Below are 20459 nucleotides of genomic sequence, written 5' to 3'. Positions count from 1 at the left end.
CTTCTCGCCCGAACTCGGCGTGCTCGCCGGCACGGCCGCGGCGACGGTGCTCGGGCTGGTGGTCGGCCTGTTTGCGATTCGCCGGCAGGGGATCTACTTCGCGATGGTGACGCTGGCGCTCGCGCAGATGGTCTACTTCGTGTTCCTGCAGGCGCCGTTTACGCACGGCGAAGACGGCCTGCAAGGCGTACCACGCGGCAAGCTGTTCGGCTTGCTGGATCTATCGTCGGATGTGACGCTGTATTTTGTCGTGCTGGCCGTGATGGTGCTGGCGTTTTTGCTGATCGTACGGATCGTGCACTCGCCGTTCGGGCAGGTGCTGGTGGCGATCAAGGAGAACGAACCGCGCGCCGTGTCGCTTGGCTACGATACGGATCGTTTCAAGCTGCTGGCGTTCATTCTGTCGGCGGGGATTGCCGGGCTGGCGGGCTCGCTCAAGGTGCTGGTGCAAGGCTTCGAGACGCTGAGTGACGCGTACTGGACCATGTCGGGCCTCGTGATCCTGATGACGCTGGTGGGTGGCATGGGCACGCTGTTCGGGCCGCTGCTCGGTGCGGCGCTGATCGTCGCGCTGGAAGACCGGCTCGGCGATATTGGCACTGCGCTGGCAACGTCCACGGGCGTCGATTGGTTCCGGTCGCTGGGTGAGTCGGTGACCATTGTGACGGGCCTGATTTTTATCGCCTGTGTGCTGGCGTTCCGGCGCGGTATTGTCGGCGAGATCATTGCGCGGGTGCGGCCATTGCGGGCCTGAAATGGTGCGGAATATCATATTGCTTCGGCATCCGATGTAATTCGCCAGTCTTGAAGTATGTGAAGCGAGGCCTTATGCTGCGCGTCTCATCGCTGCAAGCGAGGCTGCGCATAACGTGCCCCAATTCAGTGCCGCAGTGCACCACTAGGGTAATTGCTAGTTGTAGCGAACCAGGTGCTCGTTTAATCTTCATGCAGTTCTGATGCACCACGAATTTTGCAGGTGGAGAACGAGGAGACAATGAGGCACTTAGTGCCCAGACGAAAGCGCTGTTGGATTGATATCCAACAGCGCTTTTTATTTATGCTTTTTGTAAAGCACCATTCAAATTCCATTCTAATTCGGTGCCCCTTTTCTATTCACCGAAGCACGCCCCGTTTCACCTGCCGCGCCCCCGCAAAATGCTTGCAGCGCGGAGCTTTCGTCCGCTAAACTCCCCATTCACCGACCGCCTGGTCGGCGATTCGAATCCGCGGATTTGAATTTAAATGTATAACGGGGTAGATAGAGGAGCGGGATGAAGTCGGCATTGCGTTGGATGAGCGCGGCACTGGTCGCCGCCGGGGTATCCGCAGCATGGAGTGGCCATGCATTCGCGGACGTGAAAATCGGCGTCACGGTGTCGGCAACGGGACCGGCCGCGTCGCTCGGTATTCCGGAAAAGAACACGATCGCGCTGCTGCCGAAAGAAGTGGCGGGGCAGAAAATCGACTACATCGTGCTCGACGACGCCACCGATTCCACCCAGGCCGTCAAGAACGTCCGCAAGCTCACCAGCGAAGATCATGTGGATGCGTTGATCGGCTCGACCGTCGTGCCGAACTCGCTGGCCATGATCGACGTCGCGGCGGAAAGCACCACGCCGATGATCTCCATGGCCGCCGCGGCGAGCATTGTCGAACCGATGGATGCGAAGCGCGCATGGGTCTTCAAGACGCCGCAAAACGACATTCTGATGGCCACCGCGATCGCGCAGCACATGGCGAATCACGGCGTGAAAACGGTCGGGTTCATCGGCTTTGCCGACGCCTACGGCGAGAGCTGGTTCAAGGAGTTCGGCAAGGCTGCCGACCTCGCCAAGATCAAGATCGTCGCGAACGAACGCTTCGCGCGCAACGACGCTTCGGTGACCGGCCAGGTGCTGAAGATCATGTCGCAGAATCCGGACGCGGTGCTGATCGCCGGCGCGGGCACACCGGCCGCGCTGCCGCAGAAAACGCTCAAGGAGCGCGGCTACAAGGGCAAGGTCTATCAGACGCATGGCGTCGCCAATAATGACTTCCTGCGGGTGTGCGGCAAGGATTGCGAAGGCACCTATCTGCCGGCCGGTCCGCTGCTGGTCGCTGATCAGCTGCCCGATTCGAACCCGGTGAAGAAGACCTCGCTCGCCTACAAGCAGGCGTATGAAGCCGCCTACGGCGCTGGTTCGATATCGACATTCGGCGGTCACGCGTGGGATGCGGGCTTGCTGTTGCAGCGCGCGATTCCGGTGGCGCTGAAGAAAGGTCAGCCCGGCACGCCTGCGTTCCGCGAAGCACTGCGCGCAGCACTCGAAAACACGAAAGACATGCCCGCTTCCCACGGCATCTTCAACATGAGCGCGAACGACCATGCTGGCCTCGACCAGCGGGCGCGTGTGATGGTGGAGATCGTCGGCGGTAAGTGGAAGCTGTCCGGCGACTGAGCGAAGGCGAGCCGATACGGAATCTCATCAAAAAAGACGCGAGCAGTTGACGCGTCTTTTTTATTGTCCGTATTTGATGAATGGCGGTGCATGAAACAGGTTGGAGAATCGAACAACAGGCGCCCGAAGAACGCTGACGCAGCTGGATTCGGGACGAACCCGCAGACGAATAACCGTCTATTGTCTGTGGATGAAGCAAAACACAATGCCACTAACATGTTAGTGTTTCGCGCATAAGAAATCGCAGTAGTGGTTCGCAGCAAGAGAGTGGTACGAGAAGGGCGAAGGCATTGATGCCGGGCAGGGGAAACCATGCTTGGCATGCGTGAACCCTATAACTAGATTTAGACACCCGGCCCGTGAGCCGGAATTCAGATACGCGCTTCGAAGCGTTTGGAGACTTGCAATGAAAAAGACAAAGCAATGGGTACGCACCGGTATCGCAATGGCGTTGATGTGCGGCGCGGGCGCAGCCTTTGCGCAGGTGAAAATCGGCGTGACGTTGTCCACCACGGGACCGGCTGCATCGCTCGGGATTCCTGAGAAGAACACCATTGCGCTGCTGCCGAAAGAGATCGGCGGCAAGACGGTGCAGTACATCGTCCTCGACGACGCATCGGACACCGGCAAGGCTGTGCAGAACACGCGCAAGCTGATCGACGAAGACCACGTCGACGCCATCATCGGTTCGACCGTCACGCCGAATTCGCTGGCGATGCTCGACCCCGCGGCCGAAGGCAAGACGCCGGTGATCTCGCTGGCGGCATCGGCCGCGATCATTTCGCCGATGGACGCCAAGCGCGCATGGGCCTTCAAACCGCCGCAAAACGACAGCCTGATGGCTGACGCGATCGCCGACTACATGGAGCATCACGGCGTGAAGACGGTCGGCTTCATCGGCTTCGCGGACGCGTATGGCGACGGCTGGAACAACGTCTTCACCGCTGCTGCCGCGGCACATCATCTGAAGATCGTCTCCAACGAACGCTTTAACCGCACCGATGCATCGGTGACCGGCCAGGTGCTGAAGACGATGGGCGCGAACCCCGATGCAGTGCTGATCGCGGGCGCGGGTACGCCGTCCGCGTTGCCGGCCAAGACGCTCAAGGAGCGCGGCTACAAGGGCAAGGTTTATCAGACGCACGGCGTCGCCAACAACGACTTCCTGCGCGTATGCGGCAAGGACTGTGAAGGCGAGTTCCTGCCGGCTGGCCCGATCCTCGTGGCCGATCAGTTGCCGGAATCGAACCCGGTGAAGAAGTCGTCGCTGGCGTACAAGGCAGCATATGAGAAAGCGTACGGCACGGGTTCGGTGGCGACCTTCGGCGGTCACGCATGGGACGCCGGCCAGATGTTGCAAGCTGCGATTCCGGTCGCGCTGAAGACCGCTCAGCCGGGCACTGAAGCGTTCCGTGTGGCACTGCGTGGTGCGCTTGAGAACATCAAGGAGCTGCCGGTCTCGCACGGCATCATGAACACCACGACGACCGACCACAATGGCCTCGACAAGCGCGCACGCGTGATCGTGCAGATCGTCGACGGCAAGTGGAAGCTGCAAAACGACTAACAACAAAAACAATACGCGCCTCTCGCGCAACCTGCGGCAGATGACGCCGCATTGCCATTCTGTTCTATGACAATGGCAACGACCGCCGCGCCGTGTCCCGGCGCGGCGGTTGCCTTTTCTGGCATTGCAGGTCAGTGGCCGGCCGCGAGTTTTGCCGCCATGACTGTTTCCCGGTTTCGATTTCGACGCTTCAGGATGAGGAAGTATGGATCTATCAATTGCGGCGATCCTCGCGCAGGACGGTATCACCACGGGCGCGATTTACGCGCTGCTCGCGCTCGCGCTGGTGCTGGTGTTCTCCGTGACGCGGGTGATTTTCATCCCGCAGGGGGAATTTGTTTCGTACGGCGCGTTGACGCTCGCCGCATTGCAGACGCAGAAATTTCCGGCGACCTGCTGGTTGCTGATGGCGATGGGCGCGGCGTGCTTCGTTGTCGAGGTGGCAGGGTTGGTGCGTCATCCTGAGCGGCGTCGGCATGCGGCTCGCACGCTGGTGATGCTGGTGGGCAAATATCTGCTGTTTCCCATCGCGGTTTACGCGCTCACCCAAGGCGTTTTCCTACATCAGCTACCCATGATCGCGCAGATCGCACTGACGCTGCTGATCGTGATTCCGATGGGGCCGTTCGTCTATCGACTCGCCTATGAGCCGATCGCGGAGGCGACCACGCTGCTGCTGCTGATCGTGGCGGTGGCGGTGCACTTTGCGATGGTCGGCCTCGGGCTCGTGATGTTCGGTGCGGAAGGCTCGCGTACCACGGCGTTCTCGGATGCGACCTTCAATCTCGGCAGCTTGTCGATTTCGGGGCAGAGTTTGTGGGTGGTCGGGACGGCGGTGGTACTGATCGGTGCGCTGTATCTGTACTTCGACCGCTCGATCTCCGGCAAGGCGTTGCGCGCGACTTCGGTGAACCGGCTCGGCGCGCGGCTCGTGGGCATCGGCACGACGCAGGCGAGTCGTCTCGCGTTCACGCTCGCGGCAGGGCTCGGCGCGCTGTGCGGCATCCTCGTCGCACCCTTGACTACCATCTATTACGACTCGGGCTTCCTGATCGGTCTGAAGGGCTTCGTGGGGGCGATTATCGGCGGCCTGGTCAGCTATCCGCTGGCGGCAGCGGGCTCGATCCTGGTCGGCCTGCTGGAGTCGTATTCGTCGTTCTGGGCGAGCGCTTATAAGGAAGTGATCGTGTTCACGCTGATCATCCCGGTGCTGCTGTGGCGGAGTCTGGCCAGCCCGCACTCGGAAGAGGAAGAGGAGTGACACGATGAAACGGATCATGCAAAACAAGTTCTTCTGGCTGTTCCTCGTGGTGCTGTTCGCGTTGCCGGTGTTGCCGCATCCGATTCATGTGCCCGAGTACTGGGTGACGCTGCTCAATTACATCGGCTTGTATTCGATCGTTGCGATCGGTCTCGTGCTGCTGACAGGCATCGGCGGGATGACGAGCTTCGGGCAGGCCGCGTTCGTCGGCATCGGCGCCTATGCGACCGCGTATCTGACGACGACGTATGGCGTGTCGCCGTGGCTTGCGCTGATCGCGGGCGTCGTGGTCACGGCGTTGATCGCGCTGATGCTGGGTCTCGTGACAATGCGGCTATCGGGCCACTTTTTGCCGCTGGGCACGATCGCGTGGGGGCTCGCGCTGTTCTATCTGTTCGGCAACATGGAGATGCTCGGCAAGTACGACGGCATTAACGGCATTCCGGTGCTGAATGTTTTTGGTATCAACCTGGAGTCCGGCCGCCATATCTATTACCTGATCTGGGTGGTCGTGCTCGGTGCGGTGATTTCCGTTCAGAATCTGCTTAATAGCCGGCCAGGGCGGGCGATCCGCGCGCTGCGCGGCGGCGGCATGATGGCGGAAGCAATGGGCGTGAACACGGCATGGATGCGCGTGGTGATCTTCGTCTATGCCGCAGTGTTGGCGTCGATCTCCGGTTTCCTGTACGCACACCTGCAGCGGGCGGTGAATCCCACGCCCTTTGGTTTGAACCACGGCATCGAGTTTCTGTTCATGGCGGTGGTGGGTGGCGTGTCGCATGTCTGGGGCGCCGTGCTTGGGGCCGCAATCCTGACCGTGCTGCAGGACTATCTGCAAACGCTGCTGCCCAAGCTGCTCGGCGAGAACGGTAATTTCGAAGTGATCGTGTTCGGCATCTTGATGGTGTTGCTGTTGCAATACGCTCGCCAGGGCGTTTGGCCGTTTGTCGCGCGATTTTTCCCGAAGGGACCCCGGGCCCATCTGTCGGATCATGCCGAGCCGTTGCCGCAGCGCAGCAAGCCGACTGCGGGTGAAAACCTGTTGACGGTGAATAAGGCGCGCAAGCAGTTCGGCGGCCTGGTCGCGGTGAACGATGTCAGTTTCGAGGTGAAAGCAGGGCAGATCATCGGGTTGATCGGTCCGAACGGGGCTGGTAAGTCAACCACCTTCAACCTGGTCACGGGCGTGCTGCAAGCGACAAGCGGCGAAATCACCTTTCGCGGCGAGCGCATCGATTCGCTGAGTTCACGTGAAATCGTCAAGCGCGGCATTGGCCGCACCTTCCAGCACGTCAAGCTGCTACCTGGGATGACGGTGCTGGAGAACGTTGCAATCGGCGCGCATTTGCGTGGCCACGCTGGGGTGTGGCGCAGCGTTGCGCGGCTGAACGGCGCTGAAGAAGCGCGTCTGATGGCCGAAGCGGCGCGTCAGATTCGCCGCGTCGGCCTCGAGCAGCATATGTACGACGAGGCGGGTAGCCTTGCGTTGGGCCAGCAGCGGATTCTCGAAATTGCTCGGGCGCTGTGCTGTGACCCGACCTTGTTGCTGTTGGACGAACCTGCCGCCGGTCTGCGGTATCAGGAAAAGCTGCAATTGGCGGACTTGCTGCGGCGCCTCAAAGCCGAAGGCATGAGCGTGCTGCTGGTCGAACACGATATGGATTTCGTGATGAATCTCACCGATCGGCTTGTGGTGATGGAATTCGGCACGCGGATCGCGGAAGGCCTGCCGCAGGACGTCCAGCAAGATCCGGCTGTGCTTGAGGCGTATTTGGGCGGGGTGGAGTGATGGAAAACACGATGAATGCAGCTGCGCCGATTCTTGACGTGAACGCGCTGTCCGTCCGCTATGGCAAGGTGGAGGCGCTCCATGGCGCGGCAATCAAGGTGCGGCCCGGGCAGATCGTCTCGGTGATTGGTCCGAACGGCGCGGGCAAGTCCACGCTGCTGAACGCGATCATGGGCGCATTGCCGACTACGGGCCATGCGAAAGGCTCGGTCCTCTATCAAGGTGAAGATGTCAGCGCGGTGCCGGTTGAAAAGCGGGTCGCGCGTGGCATGTGTCTAGTGCCGGAAAAGCGCGAGTTGTTCGCGTCGATGACGGTTGAAGACAATCTGGTCCTCGGCGCGTATCGGCGCAAGCGGGCAGGGGAGCGCAACTTTCTCGATCAACTCGAGCCGGTCTTTACGCTTTTTCCTCGCTTGAAAGAGCGCCGGAAGCAGGCGGCCGGGACGTTGTCCGGCGGTGAGCGGCAGATGCTCGCAGTCGGCCGTGCATTGATGGGCAAACCCGATCTGCTGATGTTGGACGAACCGAGTCTGGGTCTCGCGCCGCTGATCGTGAAGGAAATTTTCCACATCATTAGCGCACTGCGGCAGACCGGTGTCGCGACGCTGCTGATCGAGCAGAATGCCCGGGCAGCGCTGCAGATCTCGGACTACGGTTACGTGCTTGAAACGGGTGAGCTGGCGCTAGAAGGGCCTGCAGCTGATCTGGCGCAGAATCCGCGTGTAATCGAGACCTACCTGGGGCTGGCCAAGAAGGTAGCTTAATTCCTCGTTTTCTTCTGGGTGACTGCGGTGCAGAGCGGTGTGTTTCACGTGAAACACACCGCTTTTTTCTTGTCTGGCCATTGGGCAGAAATTCGGGCCGAAACCGAACCCGTTATAATTCGCCCATACATTTTCCTTTGAAAGGCTCACGCGACGATCTGGCGTGAGATCCGCGATGCTTTTTCCCACAGAATTTGACGTAATCGTCGTCGGCGGCGGTCATGCCGGCACCGAAGCCGCTTTGGCTTCGGCACGCATGGGTAATACCACCCTTCTGCTGACGCACAACATCGAAACCCTCGGCCAGATGAGCTGTAATCCGTCTATCGGTGGTATTGGCAAGGGCCATCTGGTGAAGGAAGTCGATGCGCTTGGCGGTGCGATGGCGGCCGCGACGGACGAGGGCGGCATCCAATTCCGCATCCTCAATTCGTCGAAGGGACCTGCTGTTCGTGCGACGCGTGCACAGGCGGATCGTCTGCTGTACAAGCAGGCAATCCGGCATCGGCTGGAAAATCAGCCGAACCTGTGGCTGTTCCAGCAGGCGGTCGACGATTTGATGGTGGAAGGCGATCGGGTGGTTGGTGCTGTGACGCAGGTGGGAATTCGTTTCCGCTCGCGCGCGGTTGTGCTGACGGCCGGGACGTTCCTCGACGGCAAGATTCACGTGGGCTTGAACAACTACACCGGCGGCCGTGCCGGTGATCCGGCGGCGGTGTCCCTATCGGCGCGCCTCAAGGAATTGAAACTGCCGCAGGGGCGCCTCAAGACTGGGACGCCGCCGCGTATCGATGGTCGGACGATCGACTTTTCAAAGCTTGAAGAGCAGCCGGGCGATCTGGATCCGGTGCCGGTTTTCTCGTTTCTGGGGCGCGTCGAGCAGCATCCGCGCCAGGTGCCGTGCTGGGTCACGCATACGAATGAGCGCACGCACGACATCATTCGCGGCGGTCTCGATCGCTCGCCGATGTACACGGGCGTGATTGAAGGGGTAGGGCCGCGGTATTGCCCGTCGATTGAGGACAAAATTCACCGCTTTGCGTCGAAGGAATCGCATCAGATCTTTCTTGAGCCGGAAGGGCTGACGACAAACGAGTTCTATCCCAATGGGATTTCCACCAGCCTCCCGTTTGACGTGCAGCTGGAACTGGTGCGCTCGATGCGCGGCTTGGAGCACGCGCACATTCTGCGGCCGGGTTACGCGATCGAATACGACTACTTCGATCCGCGTGGGCTGAAGGCATCGCTGGAAACCAAGGTGATCAACGGGCTTTTCTTTGCCGGTCAGATCAACGGCACGACCGGCTATGAAGAGGCTGCCGCACAAGGTTTGCTGGCGGGAATCAATGCGGGCTTGCAGGTACAAGGCAAGGACGCATGGTGCCCGCGCCGTGATCAGGCGTATTTGGGTGTTTTAGTCGATGACCTGGTCACACGCGGGGTTTCCGAGCCGTATCGCATGTTCACGAGCCGTGCCGAATACCGTCTGAGTTTGCGCGAAGATAACGCCGATATGCGTCTGACGGAGATCGGTCGTGAGCTCGGTGTGGTCGACGATATCCGCTGGGATACATTCAGCCGCAAGCGCGACGCTGTTTCACGTGAAACAGAGCGCCTTCGGACGACGTGGGTCAACCCAAAGACGCTGCCGGCTGATGAAGCGACAGCTTTGCTCGGCAAGCCAATCGACCACGAATACAGTCTGGCCGATCTGCTGCGCCGTCCTGGCGTGACTTACGACGGCGTTTGCGGTTTGCGCGCGGGTGCATGTGCTGCGCCGGAAACACTGGCCGAAGATGACGTTCTGCTCGCCCAGATCAAGGAACAGATCGAGATCGGCATTAAGTATCAGGGTTATATCGACCGCCAAGCCGATGAGATCGAGCGGAATGAGTCGCACGAAAGTACGCGCTTGCCGGAGGGATTGGACTACGCCGAGGTGAGAGGGTTGTCGTTCGAGGCGCGTCAGAAGCTGACGCAATTCCGTCCCGAGACTATCGGCCAGGCGTCGCGTATCTCCGGCATTACTCCGGCGGCCATCTCCTTGCTGATGGTGCACCTGAAGCGTGGCTTAGGGCGCCGTTCGACGAAATCCGCCGAACCCGGCACCGACAGCACGCCGGTGACGCAATGACGGTGAGTCAGAAGGGGCGGGATAGTGACGCGATGGCGCCGTTGCTAGCGAACGGCGTCCGCGAACTCGGCCTCGATTTAAGCGACGCCCAACGCGGCAAACTGCTCGACTACGTAGCGTTGCTCGCCAAGTGGAACGCCGTCTACAACCTGACGGCGATTCGCGATCCCCGGCAGATGCTGATTCAGCACATCCTCGATTCGCTTTCGATCGTGCCGCATCTCGCTACACGCGGTGCGTCCTCGGTGCTGGACGTGGGTTCCGGCGGTGGCCTGCCTGGTATCGTGCTGGCCATCGTTTTGCCCGACTGGACGGTCACTGTCAATGACATCGTTCACAAGAAGACGGCTTTCCAGGCGCAGGCCAAAGCCGAGCTCGGTCTTGCGAACCTGTCGGTTGTCACGGGGCGCGTCGAGACCTTGAAGCCAGGCGCCGAAGTACCGGCAAAGTTCGACGTAATCGTGTCGCGCGCATTCGCAGAGCTCGCGGATTTCGTTACACTGGCCCGGCATCTGGTTGCGGACAAGGGTGCGATCTGGGCGATGAAGGGGGTGCGTCCGGATGGTGAAATCGAGCGCCTGCCAGCGGGCGCCCACGTGGAACAGATCATTCGGCTAGACGTGCCATCGCTCGAGGCGGAGCGGCACCTGATCAAGGTGCGGGTGGACGCCCAAAACTGACGGCCACCGCCGGATCCGGACACTCACCGCGTATCGGAAGCGCTTTCTACTTTATTCAAGCAGCAAAAAAGGGACAGGGACACACCAACGATGGCAAAAATCTTCTGCGTTGCGAACCAGAAAGGCGGCGTCGGCAAGACGACGACGGCAGTCAATCTGGCCGCGAGCCTGGCAGCGCAGGGACAGCGAGTCCTTCTCATCGATCTGGACCCGCAGGGCAACGCCACGATGGGCAGCGGCGTCGACAAGGCTGCATGCGCAAACACCGTCTACGAAGTGCTGGTGGATGGCGTATCGGTGGCCGATGCGCGAGTACGCCCGGAAGCCGTCGGTTACGACATGCTGCCCGCCAACCGTGAACTGGCTGGCGCCGAGGTTGAGCTGGTCAGCGTGCAGAACCGTGAGCGCCAATTGAAGGCCGCCTTGGCGGCCGTCGAGAATGAATACGATTTCATCCTGATCGACTGCCCGCCGGCTTTGTCGCTGCTGACGCTCAATGGCTTGTGCGCCGCGCACGGGGTGGTAATTCCGATGCAGTGCGAGTACTTCGCCCTGGAGGGTCTGTCCGATCTGGTGAATACGATCAAGCAGGTGCACGCGAACCTGAATCGCGATCTGAAGGTGATCGGTCTGCTGCGCGTCATGTTCGATCCACGCATCACCTTGCAGCAGCAAGTCTCGGATCAACTGAAAGAGCACTTTGGCGACAAGGTGTTCGACGTGGTGATCCCGCGCAACGTGCGCCTCGCCGAGGCGCCTAGCTACGGGTTGCCGGGTGTGGTGTTCGATAAGGCGTCGCGCGGTGCGCAGGCGTATGTGCAGTTCGGTGCAGAGATGATTGAACGGGTGCGCACGTTGAACGACGCGCCCTTGGCGTCCTAAGCGGATCGAGGAACCACGATGAATGCAGTAGCAAGAAAGAAGGGTTTGGGCCGCGGTCTGGAAGCATTGCTTGGCGGTAGTGCGGATATTACCGAGGCCGCAGTGATCGAGGGGGCGCCGAATGTACTGCCGCTCAGCAAACTGCAGGCTGGCAAGTACCAGCCTCGCACGCGCATGGACGAGGGTGCGTTACAGGAATTGGCGGCCAGCATTCGTGCCCAAGGCCTGATGCAGCCGATCCTGGTGCGGCCGGTTTCGGCGGATAAGTATGAGATTATCGCCGGCGAGCGACGTTTCCGCGCTGCACGCATTGCCGGCCTCAACGAGGTGCCGGTGCTGGTAAAGGACGTGCCGGACCAGGCCGCCGCGGCCATGGCGCTGATCGAGAATATTCAGCGCGAAGATCTGAATCCGCTGGAAGAAGCACAGGGCATTCAGCGCTTACTCGACGAGTTCAATTTCACACACGAGCAGGCGGCTGAATCGGTGGGCCGCTCGCGCAGCGCGGTATCGAATCTGTTGCGTTTGCTCAACCTGGCGGCGCCGGTGCAAACGATGTTGCTGGCCGGTGATCTCGACATGGGGCATGCACGCGCGCTGCTGGCCGTCGACGCCGCAACGCAGATCACGCTGGCCAACCAGGTCGTCAACAAGCGTATGTCGGTACGCGAGACGGAAAAGCTGGTGACGGCAACCACCAAGGTTGCGCCCGCAGTGAAGGCGCGTGCGAATCAGGACGGCGGCCGCGACACGCGACGGCTCGAAGAGGAGTTATCCGATCTGCTTGCCGCAACGGTAAAGATCAAGCTCGGCCGACGTGGCCGAGGCCAGGTGCTGGTGGACTTTGGCGATCTGGACGCATTGGAAGGCATTCTTGTCCGCTTGCGGGGTAACGCCACTACCGCCTGATGGTGGCGGGTTGAACGCGAGGGATGTTAAATATGCATGCGGTTGGCTGGGTTTCGAACTCGCCCACACAAGCTGTTTGACGTGCCTCGTGTGTTTCCGGCGGCGATGTCGATCGTGCAACGGTTGCCTCTGCCGCCAAGCAGGATTCGTTTTTGCGGTCTCTCTGCTGAGTCGAAACCCGGCCTGATATCCCGTGGATTCCTAACCATGCGCTTTGCCAGGTAATCAGGAATACGATGTATCGTGTTGTGCGCTGATATATTTGCACCGATGCGGGCGGCCATAGCCGAGTTGCTCGGTGATTTGATGGCCACTCCGGATGTGGCAGCCGGCGGGGGCTGAGCCTGACCGCTGTGTTGCCTCGACGAGTTCAAGGTCCGCCACGTTTCGCCCGTTAGGACCCGCGGCAGAAGTCGCATACGACACATGGATGGGGCCGTCGGCAGGGTAGGGCAGGCTTCGACATGAAACGGCCGGCGCGTGGTTGCCGCTGCGTCGATCGTTCGGTTCGGAAGGTTCGTTTCATGCCGACCGGTCACCACGGAGAGGCAGCAGCCATTTTCAATGTCTCGCTCCTACCCGGCGCCGCACCGCATGTCCACCAAAGCTGGCAGAAACCATCGTCTGTTGCATTTTTGAGACGTCCGTAGCAGCGTCGAAACGACGCATCCCCACGCTTCGACGGACCTGATTCAATAGGCATGTTTTGCCTTTCCCCTGCCGCCTTACATTTGCCGTGTACAGGGCGGCCTAAATCGAATTCCCGCATGGTGAAGGCCGTTTTCATGCTGGTTTTTGAACGGCCTAAAGTCTTGAATTGCCTGCAACTATCGCTTACAATCGCCCGGATTTAATTGCACGGCAACCCCGTAAGCGCAGCGTAAGCTCGCGGGCTGGAACAAGACTTTCGGAACACTGCGATGGCGGTTAAAACGTCGAATCAAGCGCCGAAGAATGGGCGTGACGACCACCGCGCTGAACGCACCATTTCCGATGCGTCCACCGGTCAGCACGTTACTACTGACGATGCGTGGGATGTCGAGCAACAAGATAACAATATCGTTCCGCTCACGCGGGCCGAGGCTGAAAAGCTGTTTGGTCCGAACGTGAGTCGTCCATCGCGTGTCACGCCTTTCAAGGTCGTGGCGGCGCAAATGGCTTTGTCCCTGGGTGCTACGCTGGTGTGGTGGCTGTTCTATAAGCCGCCGGGCGCTGCTGCGCTGTCCGCGTTCCTGGGAGGGGCGATCTGCTGGGTGCCGGGCGCGTTGTTCGCGGCACGCCTTAGAACGCTGAGTGGCGCCGAAACAGTGATGAGCTGGATGATTGGCGAAGCGCTCAAGATGGGGACGACGATCGCGATGTTTGTAGCCATCGCTTTCTGGTATCACGACGTACGCTGGGTGCCGCTGCTCGTGACCTACCTCATCGCGCTCAAGACTTACTGGATCGCCCTCGCGTGGCGCTAAGGTCGTAGCAGAGAATAGCAACACAAAATTCAGGTCGGCGCGCAGCGCTGGCATAAGGAGTGCGGATATGACACGATCCGCACCCGGCGTGTTCCCGCAATACACAATTGTGGCGGGAGCGGCCTAAGACGATTTTCGACAATTTGGGTGGCATTAACGATATGGCAGCTAGCGAAGGCACGCGCGCTCTGGATCCGTCCGAGTACATCGCGCACCACTTGCAGAACTTTTCCACCGCGCACCAGACGTCGATTTTCGACATCCATGTGTGGAATCTGGACACCCTTTTCTGGTCGATCGTTTGCGGTCTGGCCACGATCGCCATCCTCCATCTGGCCGCTCGGAAGGCGACATCCGGCGTCCCGGGTCGTTTCCAGTGCGCGATCGAAATGTTGGTCGAGATGGTTGAAGATCAATCGAAGTCGATGATCCATGGCTCGCGCACCTTCATCGCACCGCTGGCACTGACCGTGTTCGTCTGGGTCGCGCTGATGAATTCGCTCGACTTCATCCCCGTCGATCTGCCGGGCCGCGTGATCGGCTGGCTGGGCCTCTCGGAAGCCATCCCCCATCATCGCATCGTGCCGACCGCCGACCTGAACGGCACGCTCGGCATCGCACTCGGCGTGTTCGCGCTGATGATTTACTACAACTTCAAGATCAAGGGCGCAGGCGGCTTCGTGCACGAACTGCTGTCGGCTCCGTTCGGCGCGCATCCGCTGCTGTGGATTCCGAACCTTGCATTGAACATCATCGAGTTCGTCGCAAAGACGGTTTCGCTCGGCATGCGGCTGTTCGGCAACATGTACGCGGGTGAGCTGTTGTTCCTGCTGATTGCTCTCCTCGGCAGCATGTGGGGTTTCGGCGCGGACGCGTCAGTGCTCGGCTTTATCGGCCACGTCATCGCAGGTACGGTCTGGGCGATCTTCCACATCCTGATCGTTCTGCTGCAAGCGTTCATTTTCAGGATGCTGACGCTGGTGTACATCGGACAGGCACACGACAGCCACTAATCACGGCGTGTCGAACGACGAATTGTTTTTCGTTTTGTTTTATTAAATCCCAGTTCCAACCAGTTCTAAAAGACTTTTCACAAAGGAGTGATCATGCAAGCTTTCATCGCCAACATCCAGGGTCTGACCGCCATCGGTATCGGCATCATCATCGGCCTGGGTGCAATCGGCGCCTGTATCGGTATCGGCCTGATGGGTGGCAAGTACATCGAAGCATGTGCTCGTCAGCCGGAACTGATGAACCCGCTGCAAACCAAGATGTTCCTGCTGGCTGGTCTGATCGATGCGGCGTTCCTGATTGGCGTTGGTGTGGCAATGCTGTTCGCGTTCGCGAACCCGCTGCTGTCGAAGCTGGCAGGCTGAGGTTCCTCGGAAGTTTGCGCCTGAGCTATAACTGGTAAAGGCGCAGGGCGGAACGGGCACTTGGGCGCTGATCGAATACAGAATCGATGAGCGCCTTGCCGTTTCACTTTCCGAACTAGCAACGTTTAAGGAAACACCGTGAATCTCAACGCAACCCTGTTTGCGCAAATGGTCGTGTTCCTGATCCTCGCGTGGTTCACGATGAAGTTCGTGTGGCCGCCGTTGATCAACGCCCTCGACGAGCGCTCGAAGAAGATTGCTGACGGTTTGTCTGCCGCTGAAAAGGGCAAGGCTGAACTCGAAGCCGCTCACAAGCGCGTCGACCAGGAACTCGCTCAGGCACGCAACGACGGTCAGCAACGTATTGCTGATGCAGAAAAGCGCGCTGTGACAGTCGCTGACGAAATCAAGGCTCAAGCACACGCTGAAGCCGCTCGCATCATCGCGCAAGCGAAGGCCGACGCGGACCAGCAAGTCGTGAAAGCACGCGAAACGCTGCGCGGCGAAGTCGCTGCACTCGCCGTGAAGGGCGCTGAACAGATCCTGAAGCGCGAAGTCGACCAGGCAGCTCACGCTGACCTGCTGAATCAACTGAAAGCCGAGCTCTGATCATGGCCGAACTTGCAACCATCGCCCGTCCGTACGCAGAAGCGCTGTTTGGCGTGGCCGAAGCTGGTGACACCGCCGCCTGGTCCACGCTCGTGCAGGAGCTGGCACAGGTTGCGCGTCTGCCCGAAGTGCTGTCGATTGCCTCGAGCCCGAAAGTAAGCCGCGCCCAGGTCAGCGAACTGCTGCTGGCCGCGGTCAAGTCGCCGCTCAAGGACAACGCGCAAGCGAAGAATCTGGTGCAAATGCTGGTCGATAACCATCGCCTGCAATTGCTGCCGGAAATCGCTGTGCAGTTCGAAGAGTTGAAAAACGCCCGCGAAGGGGCGGCAGATGTGCTGATCGTCAGCGCATTCCCGCTCGAAGGCGCGCAATTGAACGAACTCGTCGCAAGTCTCGAACGCAAATTCAAGCGCAAGCTGAAGCCGACGGTCGAAGTCGACACGTCGCTCATCGGCGGCGTGCGCGTGACGGTTGGCGACGAAGTGCTCGATACCTCGGTCCGCGCGCGGCTTGCCAGCATGCAGACGGCTCTGACGGCCTGAAGCGCCCGAGGCGCTTCAGCAGCTGGCACGCAACAGAATTGACTATCAGGAGCGAATAATGCAACTCAATCCCTCTGAGATCAGCGAGCTGATCAAGAGCCGGATCCAGGGCCTTGAAGCGAGCGCAGACGTTCGCAACCAGGGCACCGTGATCTCCGTGACCGACGGTATCGTGCGTATTCACGGCCTGTCGGAAGTGATGCAGGGCGAAATGCTCGAATTCCCGGGCAACACCTTCGGTCTCGCACTGAACCTCGAGCGCGACTCGGTCGGCGCCGTGATTCTGGGTGAGTACGAACACATTTCGGAAGGCGACATCGTCAAGACGACGGGCCGCATTCTTGAAGTGCCGGTGGGTCCGGAACTGCTCGGCCGCGTGGTCGACGCACTGGGCAACCCGATCGACGGCAAGGGCCCGATCAACGCGAAGAAAACCGACGCAATCGAAAAGATTGCGCCGGGCGTGATCTGGCGTAAGTCGGTTTCGGAGCCGGTTCAAACCGGTCTGAAGTCGATCGACGCGATGGTGCCGGTTGGCCGTGGCCAGCGTGAGCTGATCATCGGCGACCGCCAGTGCGGCAAGACCGCAGTCGCAGTCGACGCGATCATCAACCAGAAGGGCAAGAACCTCTTCTGTATCTACGTCGCGATCGGCCAGAAGGCTTCGTCGATCATGAACGTGGTGCGCAAGCTGGAAGAAACCGGCGCGCTGGAATACACGATCGTCGTGGCCGCTTCGGCTTCGGAATCGGCTGCGATGCAATACCTCGCACCGTACGCCGGCTGCACGATGGGCGAATACTTCCGCGATCGCGGTCAAGACGCGCTGATCGTCTATGACGATTTGACCAAGCAAGCTTGGGCATACCGTCAGATCTCGCTGCTGCTGCGCCGCCCGCCGGGTCGTGAAGCTTATCCGGGCGACGTGTTCTATCTGCACTCGCGCCTGTTGGAGCGTGCTGCTCGCGTCTCGGAAGAGTACGTCGAAAAGTTTACGAACGGCGAAGTGAAAGGCAAGAGCGGTTCGCTGACGGCACTGCCGGTCATTGAAACGCAAGCAGGTGACGTAACCGCATTCGTTCCGACGAACGTGATCTCGATTACCGACGGCCAGATCTTCCTGGAAACCGACCTCTTCAACGCAGGTATCCGCCCGGCAATTAACGCCGGTGTGTCGGTGTCGCGCGTTGGCGGTGCGGCTCAAACCAAGGTGGTGAAGAAGCTGTCGGGCGGTATCCGTACCGACTTGGCGCAGTACCGTGAACTGGCGGCGTTCGCACAGTTCGCATCGGACCTCGACGAAGCGACCCGCAAGCAGCTGGAGCGCGGCCGCCGCGTGACGGAATTGCTGAAGCAGCCGCAATATCAACCGCTGCAAGTGTGGGAACTGGCAATCGCCCTGTTCGCCGCGAACAACGGTTACCTCGACGATCTGGAAGTTGCGCAAGTGCTGCCGTTCGAAAAGGGCCTGCGCGAATATCTGAAGTCGAGCCACGCTGACCTGGTCAAGCGCATCGAAGATACCAAGGAACTCTCGAAGGACGACGAAGCCCTGCTGCATACGGCTCTCAAAGACTTCAAGAAGTCCGGCGCATATTGATCTGCGAGTGATCCGCAAGGCATAAACGGACCTTGAAGCGGCGCGGGCCGCAAGCAACTGAACCCGCGCTGCTTCGATCGCTTTGCATGGGACCCGAGTCAGCGCTGAAGCGCTAACTCGGGGCGACAAGGAGCAAGCAATGGCTGGAATGAAGGAAATTCGCGGCAAGATCAAGAGCGTGCAAAACACGCGCAAGATCACGAAAGCGATGGAGATGGTGGCCGCATCGAAGATGCGCCGCGCTCAGGAGCGCATGCGCGCTGCTCGCCCGTATGCCGACAAGGTCCGCGATATCGCTGCACACATGAGCCGTGCGAACCCGGAGTATCGTCACCCGTTCATGGTGTCGAACGAAGGCGCGAAGACGGCTGGCATCATCCTCGTCACGACCGATAAAGGTCTGTGCGGCGGTATGAACACCAACGTGCTGCGTGCGTCGCTGCAGAAGTTCAAGGAGCTGGAAGGTCAGGGCAAGACGGTCGAGGCAACTGCGATCGGCACCAAGGGTCTGGGTTTCCTGAATCGTCTGCGCGCCAAGGTGGTGTCGAATGTCGTGCATCTGGGCGACACGCCGCATCTGGAAAAGCTGATCGGCGCGGTGAAGGTGCAGCTCGACCTGTACTCGGAAGGCAAGGTTTCGGCGGTGTACCTGGCGTACACGCGCTTCGTCAACACGATGAAGCAGGAGCCGGTGATCGAGCAACTGTTGCCGTTATCGGCAGACCAGTTCGAGCGCAAGGACGAAGACGGCACGACGCCGAGCACGCAGTGGGACTACATCTACGAGCCGGATGCACAGGCAGTGGTGGACGAACTGCTGGTGCGTTATGTCGAAGCGTTGGTCTATCAGGCCGTCGCGGAAAACATGGCATCGGAGCAGTCGGCCCGAATGGTCGCAATGAAGGCCGCTTCGGACAACGCGAAGACGGTCATCAACGAACTGCAGCTCGTGTACAACAAGAGCCGTCAGGCCGCGATCACGAAAGAACTGTCGGAAATCGTCGGTGGCGCCGCTGCGGTCTGATCTTAGCGATCAGGCGTGCCGCTTGGGGCAGACCCCAACTAGGCGACCCCATCGAAACTGCGCCTTTGCGCGAGTGAAGAATTGAGTATCTAAAGGAAAAGCGATGAGTACTACTGCTTTGGTAGAAGGCAAGATCGTACAGTGCATCGGCGCGGTGATCGACGTGGAATTCCCGCGTGACCACATGCCGAAGATTTACGACGCGCTCATTCTCGACGGTTCGGAACTGACCCTCGAAGTCCAGCAGCAGCTGGGCGACGGCGTTGTCCGTACCATCTGTCTGGGTGCATCGGACGGCCTGCGCCGTGGCACGACGGTGAAGAACACCGGCAAGCCGATCAGCGTGCCGGTTGGCAAGCCGACCCTCGGCCGGATCATGGACGTGCTGGGTCGCCCGATCGACGAAGCCGGCCCGATCAACTCGGACGTGGTTCGCGGTATTCACCAGAAGGCTCCGGCGTTCGACGAACTGTCGCCGTCGACGGAACTGCTCGAAACCGGCATCAAGGTTATCGATCTGATCTGCCCGTTCGCCAAGGGCGGTAAGGTTGGCCTGTTCGGTGGCGCGGGTGTGGGCAAGACCGTGAACATGATGGAACTGATCAACAACATCGCTAAGGAACACGGTGGTTATTCCGTGTTCGCCGGTGTTGGCGAGCGTACCCGCGAAGGGAACGACTTCTATCATGAAATGAAGGATTCGAACGTTCTGGACAAGGTCGCGCTGGTGTACGGCCAGATGAACGAGCCGCCGGGCAACCGTCTGCGCGTGGCGCTGACCGGTCTGACGATGGCCGAGCATTTCCGTGACGAAGGGCTGGACGTGCTGTTCTTCGTGGACAACATCTACCGTTTCACGCTGGCCGGTACGGAAGTGTCGGCTCTGCTGGGACGTATGCCGTCGGCAGTGGGCTATCAGCCTACGCTGGCTGAAGAAATGGGCCGTCTGCAAGAACGGATCACGTCGACGAAAACTGGCTCGATCACCTCGGTGCAAGCCGTGTACGTTCCTGCCGATGACTTGACCGACCCGTCGCCGGCTACGACTTTCGGCCACCTGGACGCAACCGTCGTGTTGTCGCGTGACATCGCTTCGCTGGGTATTTACCCGGCAGTCGACCCGCTCGATTCGACCTCGCGTCAGATCGACCCGAACGTGATTGGCGAAGAGCACTACGCGATCACGCGTGGCGTGCAGCAAACGCTGCAGCGCTACAAGGAATTGCGCGACATTATCGCGATTCTGGGCATGGACGAACTGGCTCCAGAAGACAAGCTCGCCGTGGCGCGTGCTCGTAAGATCCAGCGTTTCCTGTCGCAGCCGTTCCACGTCGCTGAAGTGTTCACGGGCTCGCCGGGCAAGTACGTGCCGCTGAAGGAAACGATTCGTGGCTTCAAGATGATCGTCGAAGGCGAGT

At 60.1% G+C, this 20459-nt stretch carries 18 protein-coding genes; all 18 read left to right on the top strand.

The genetic code is table 11. The features are described from left to right. A partial coding sequence (locus tag QOC89_RS23685) for a branched-chain amino acid ABC transporter permease (protein WP_323047242.1) occupies positions 1-754 on the top strand: 754 nt, incomplete at its 5' end. 517 nt (positions 755-1271) lie between these two features. Then, on the top strand, positions 1272-2438 hold the full coding sequence (locus QOC89_RS23680; protein ID WP_323047241.1) for an ABC transporter substrate-binding protein: 1167 nt from the start codon (positions 1272-1274) through the stop codon (positions 2436-2438). A gap of 406 nt (positions 2439-2844) precedes the next feature. Beyond that, the gene (locus tag QOC89_RS23675) at positions 2845-4005 is read left to right on the top strand and encodes an ABC transporter substrate-binding protein (protein ID WP_323047240.1); all 1161 of its coding nucleotides are present in this window, start codon (positions 2845-2847) and stop codon (positions 4003-4005) included. 205 nt (positions 4006-4210) lie between these two features. Continuing rightward, positions 4211-5266: a branched-chain amino acid ABC transporter permease gene (locus QOC89_RS23670; RefSeq protein WP_323047239.1), complete on the top strand. Its 1056-nt coding sequence runs from the start codon at positions 4211-4213 to the stop codon at positions 5264-5266. A gap of 4 nt (positions 5267-5270) precedes the next feature. After that, a complete protein-coding gene (locus QOC89_RS23665; RefSeq protein ID WP_323047238.1) occupies positions 5271-7055 on the top strand; it encodes a branched-chain amino acid ABC transporter ATP-binding protein/permease in 1785 nt (594 codons plus the stop codon). An 11-nt stretch (positions 7056-7066) separates the two neighbouring features. Continuing rightward, on the top strand, positions 7067-7819 hold the full coding sequence (locus QOC89_RS23660) for an ABC transporter ATP-binding protein (protein WP_323047237.1): 753 nt from the start codon (positions 7067-7069) through the stop codon (positions 7817-7819). A 175-nt stretch (positions 7820-7994) separates the two neighbouring features. Then, positions 7995-9953, top strand: coding sequence for a tRNA uridine-5-carboxymethylaminomethyl(34) synthesis enzyme MnmG (mnmG, locus tag QOC89_RS23655; protein WP_323047236.1), 1959 nt, complete (start codon positions 7995-7997; stop codon positions 9951-9953). Next, a complete protein-coding gene (gene rsmG, locus QOC89_RS23650) occupies positions 9950-10633 on the top strand; it encodes a 16S rRNA (guanine(527)-N(7))-methyltransferase RsmG (RefSeq protein ID WP_323047235.1) in 684 nt (227 codons plus the stop codon). Before mnmG ends, rsmG begins: the two co-directional genes overlap by 4 nt. 90 nt (positions 10634-10723) lie before the next feature. Beyond that, positions 10724-11515, top strand: coding sequence for a ParA family protein (locus QOC89_RS23645; RefSeq protein WP_323047234.1), 792 nt, complete (start codon positions 10724-10726; stop codon positions 11513-11515). An 18-nt stretch (positions 11516-11533) separates the two neighbouring features. Next, entirely contained in the window at positions 11534-12424 is an 891-nt protein-coding gene (locus QOC89_RS23640) for a ParB/RepB/Spo0J family partition protein (RefSeq protein WP_323047233.1), read from the top strand. A gap of 920 nt (positions 12425-13344) precedes the next feature. Further along, positions 13345-13890 carry an ATP synthase subunit I gene (locus tag QOC89_RS23635; RefSeq protein WP_323047232.1) on the top strand — a complete coding sequence of 182 codons (546 nt, stop codon included), beginning with the start codon at positions 13345-13347 and terminating at the stop codon, positions 13888-13890. A gap of 161 nt (positions 13891-14051) precedes the next feature. After that, positions 14052-14903, top strand: coding sequence for a F0F1 ATP synthase subunit A (atpB, locus tag QOC89_RS23630; RefSeq protein WP_323047231.1), 852 nt, complete (start codon positions 14052-14054; stop codon positions 14901-14903). 93 nt (positions 14904-14996) lie between these two features. After that, positions 14997-15266, top strand: coding sequence for a F0F1 ATP synthase subunit C (gene atpE / locus QOC89_RS23625; RefSeq protein WP_007180033.1), 270 nt, complete (start codon positions 14997-14999; stop codon positions 15264-15266). Between the two features lie 138 nt (positions 15267-15404). Then, positions 15405-15875: a F0F1 ATP synthase subunit B gene (locus tag QOC89_RS23620; RefSeq protein WP_105510156.1), complete on the top strand. Its 471-nt coding sequence runs from the start codon at positions 15405-15407 to the stop codon at positions 15873-15875. A 2-nt stretch (positions 15876-15877) separates the two neighbouring features. Beyond that, positions 15878-16417 carry a F0F1 ATP synthase subunit delta gene (locus QOC89_RS23615; protein WP_323047230.1) on the top strand — a complete coding sequence of 180 codons (540 nt, stop codon included), beginning with the start codon at positions 15878-15880 and terminating at the stop codon, positions 16415-16417. A 58-nt stretch (positions 16418-16475) separates the two neighbouring features. After that, positions 16476-18017: a F0F1 ATP synthase subunit alpha gene (gene atpA / locus QOC89_RS23610; protein WP_179735232.1), complete on the top strand. Its 1542-nt coding sequence runs from the start codon at positions 16476-16478 to the stop codon at positions 18015-18017. A gap of 139 nt (positions 18018-18156) precedes the next feature. Beyond that, positions 18157-19041 (top strand): F0F1 ATP synthase subunit gamma, encoded by an 885-nt coding sequence (gene atpG, locus QOC89_RS23605; RefSeq protein WP_179735230.1) that lies wholly within the window; start codon positions 18157-18159, stop codon positions 19039-19041. Positions 19042-19144: 103 nt separating this feature from the next. Beyond that, the coding region (gene atpD / locus QOC89_RS23600) for a F0F1 ATP synthase subunit beta (RefSeq protein ID WP_323047229.1) at positions 19145-20459 on the top strand (1315 nt) is incomplete at its 3' end.

It is taken from the genome of Paraburkholderia sp. (assembly GCF_034668105.1).
Lineage (GTDB): Bacteria > Pseudomonadota > Gammaproteobacteria > Burkholderiales > Burkholderiaceae > Paraburkholderia.
This window is presented reverse-complemented; position numbering and strand designations above follow the sequence as displayed.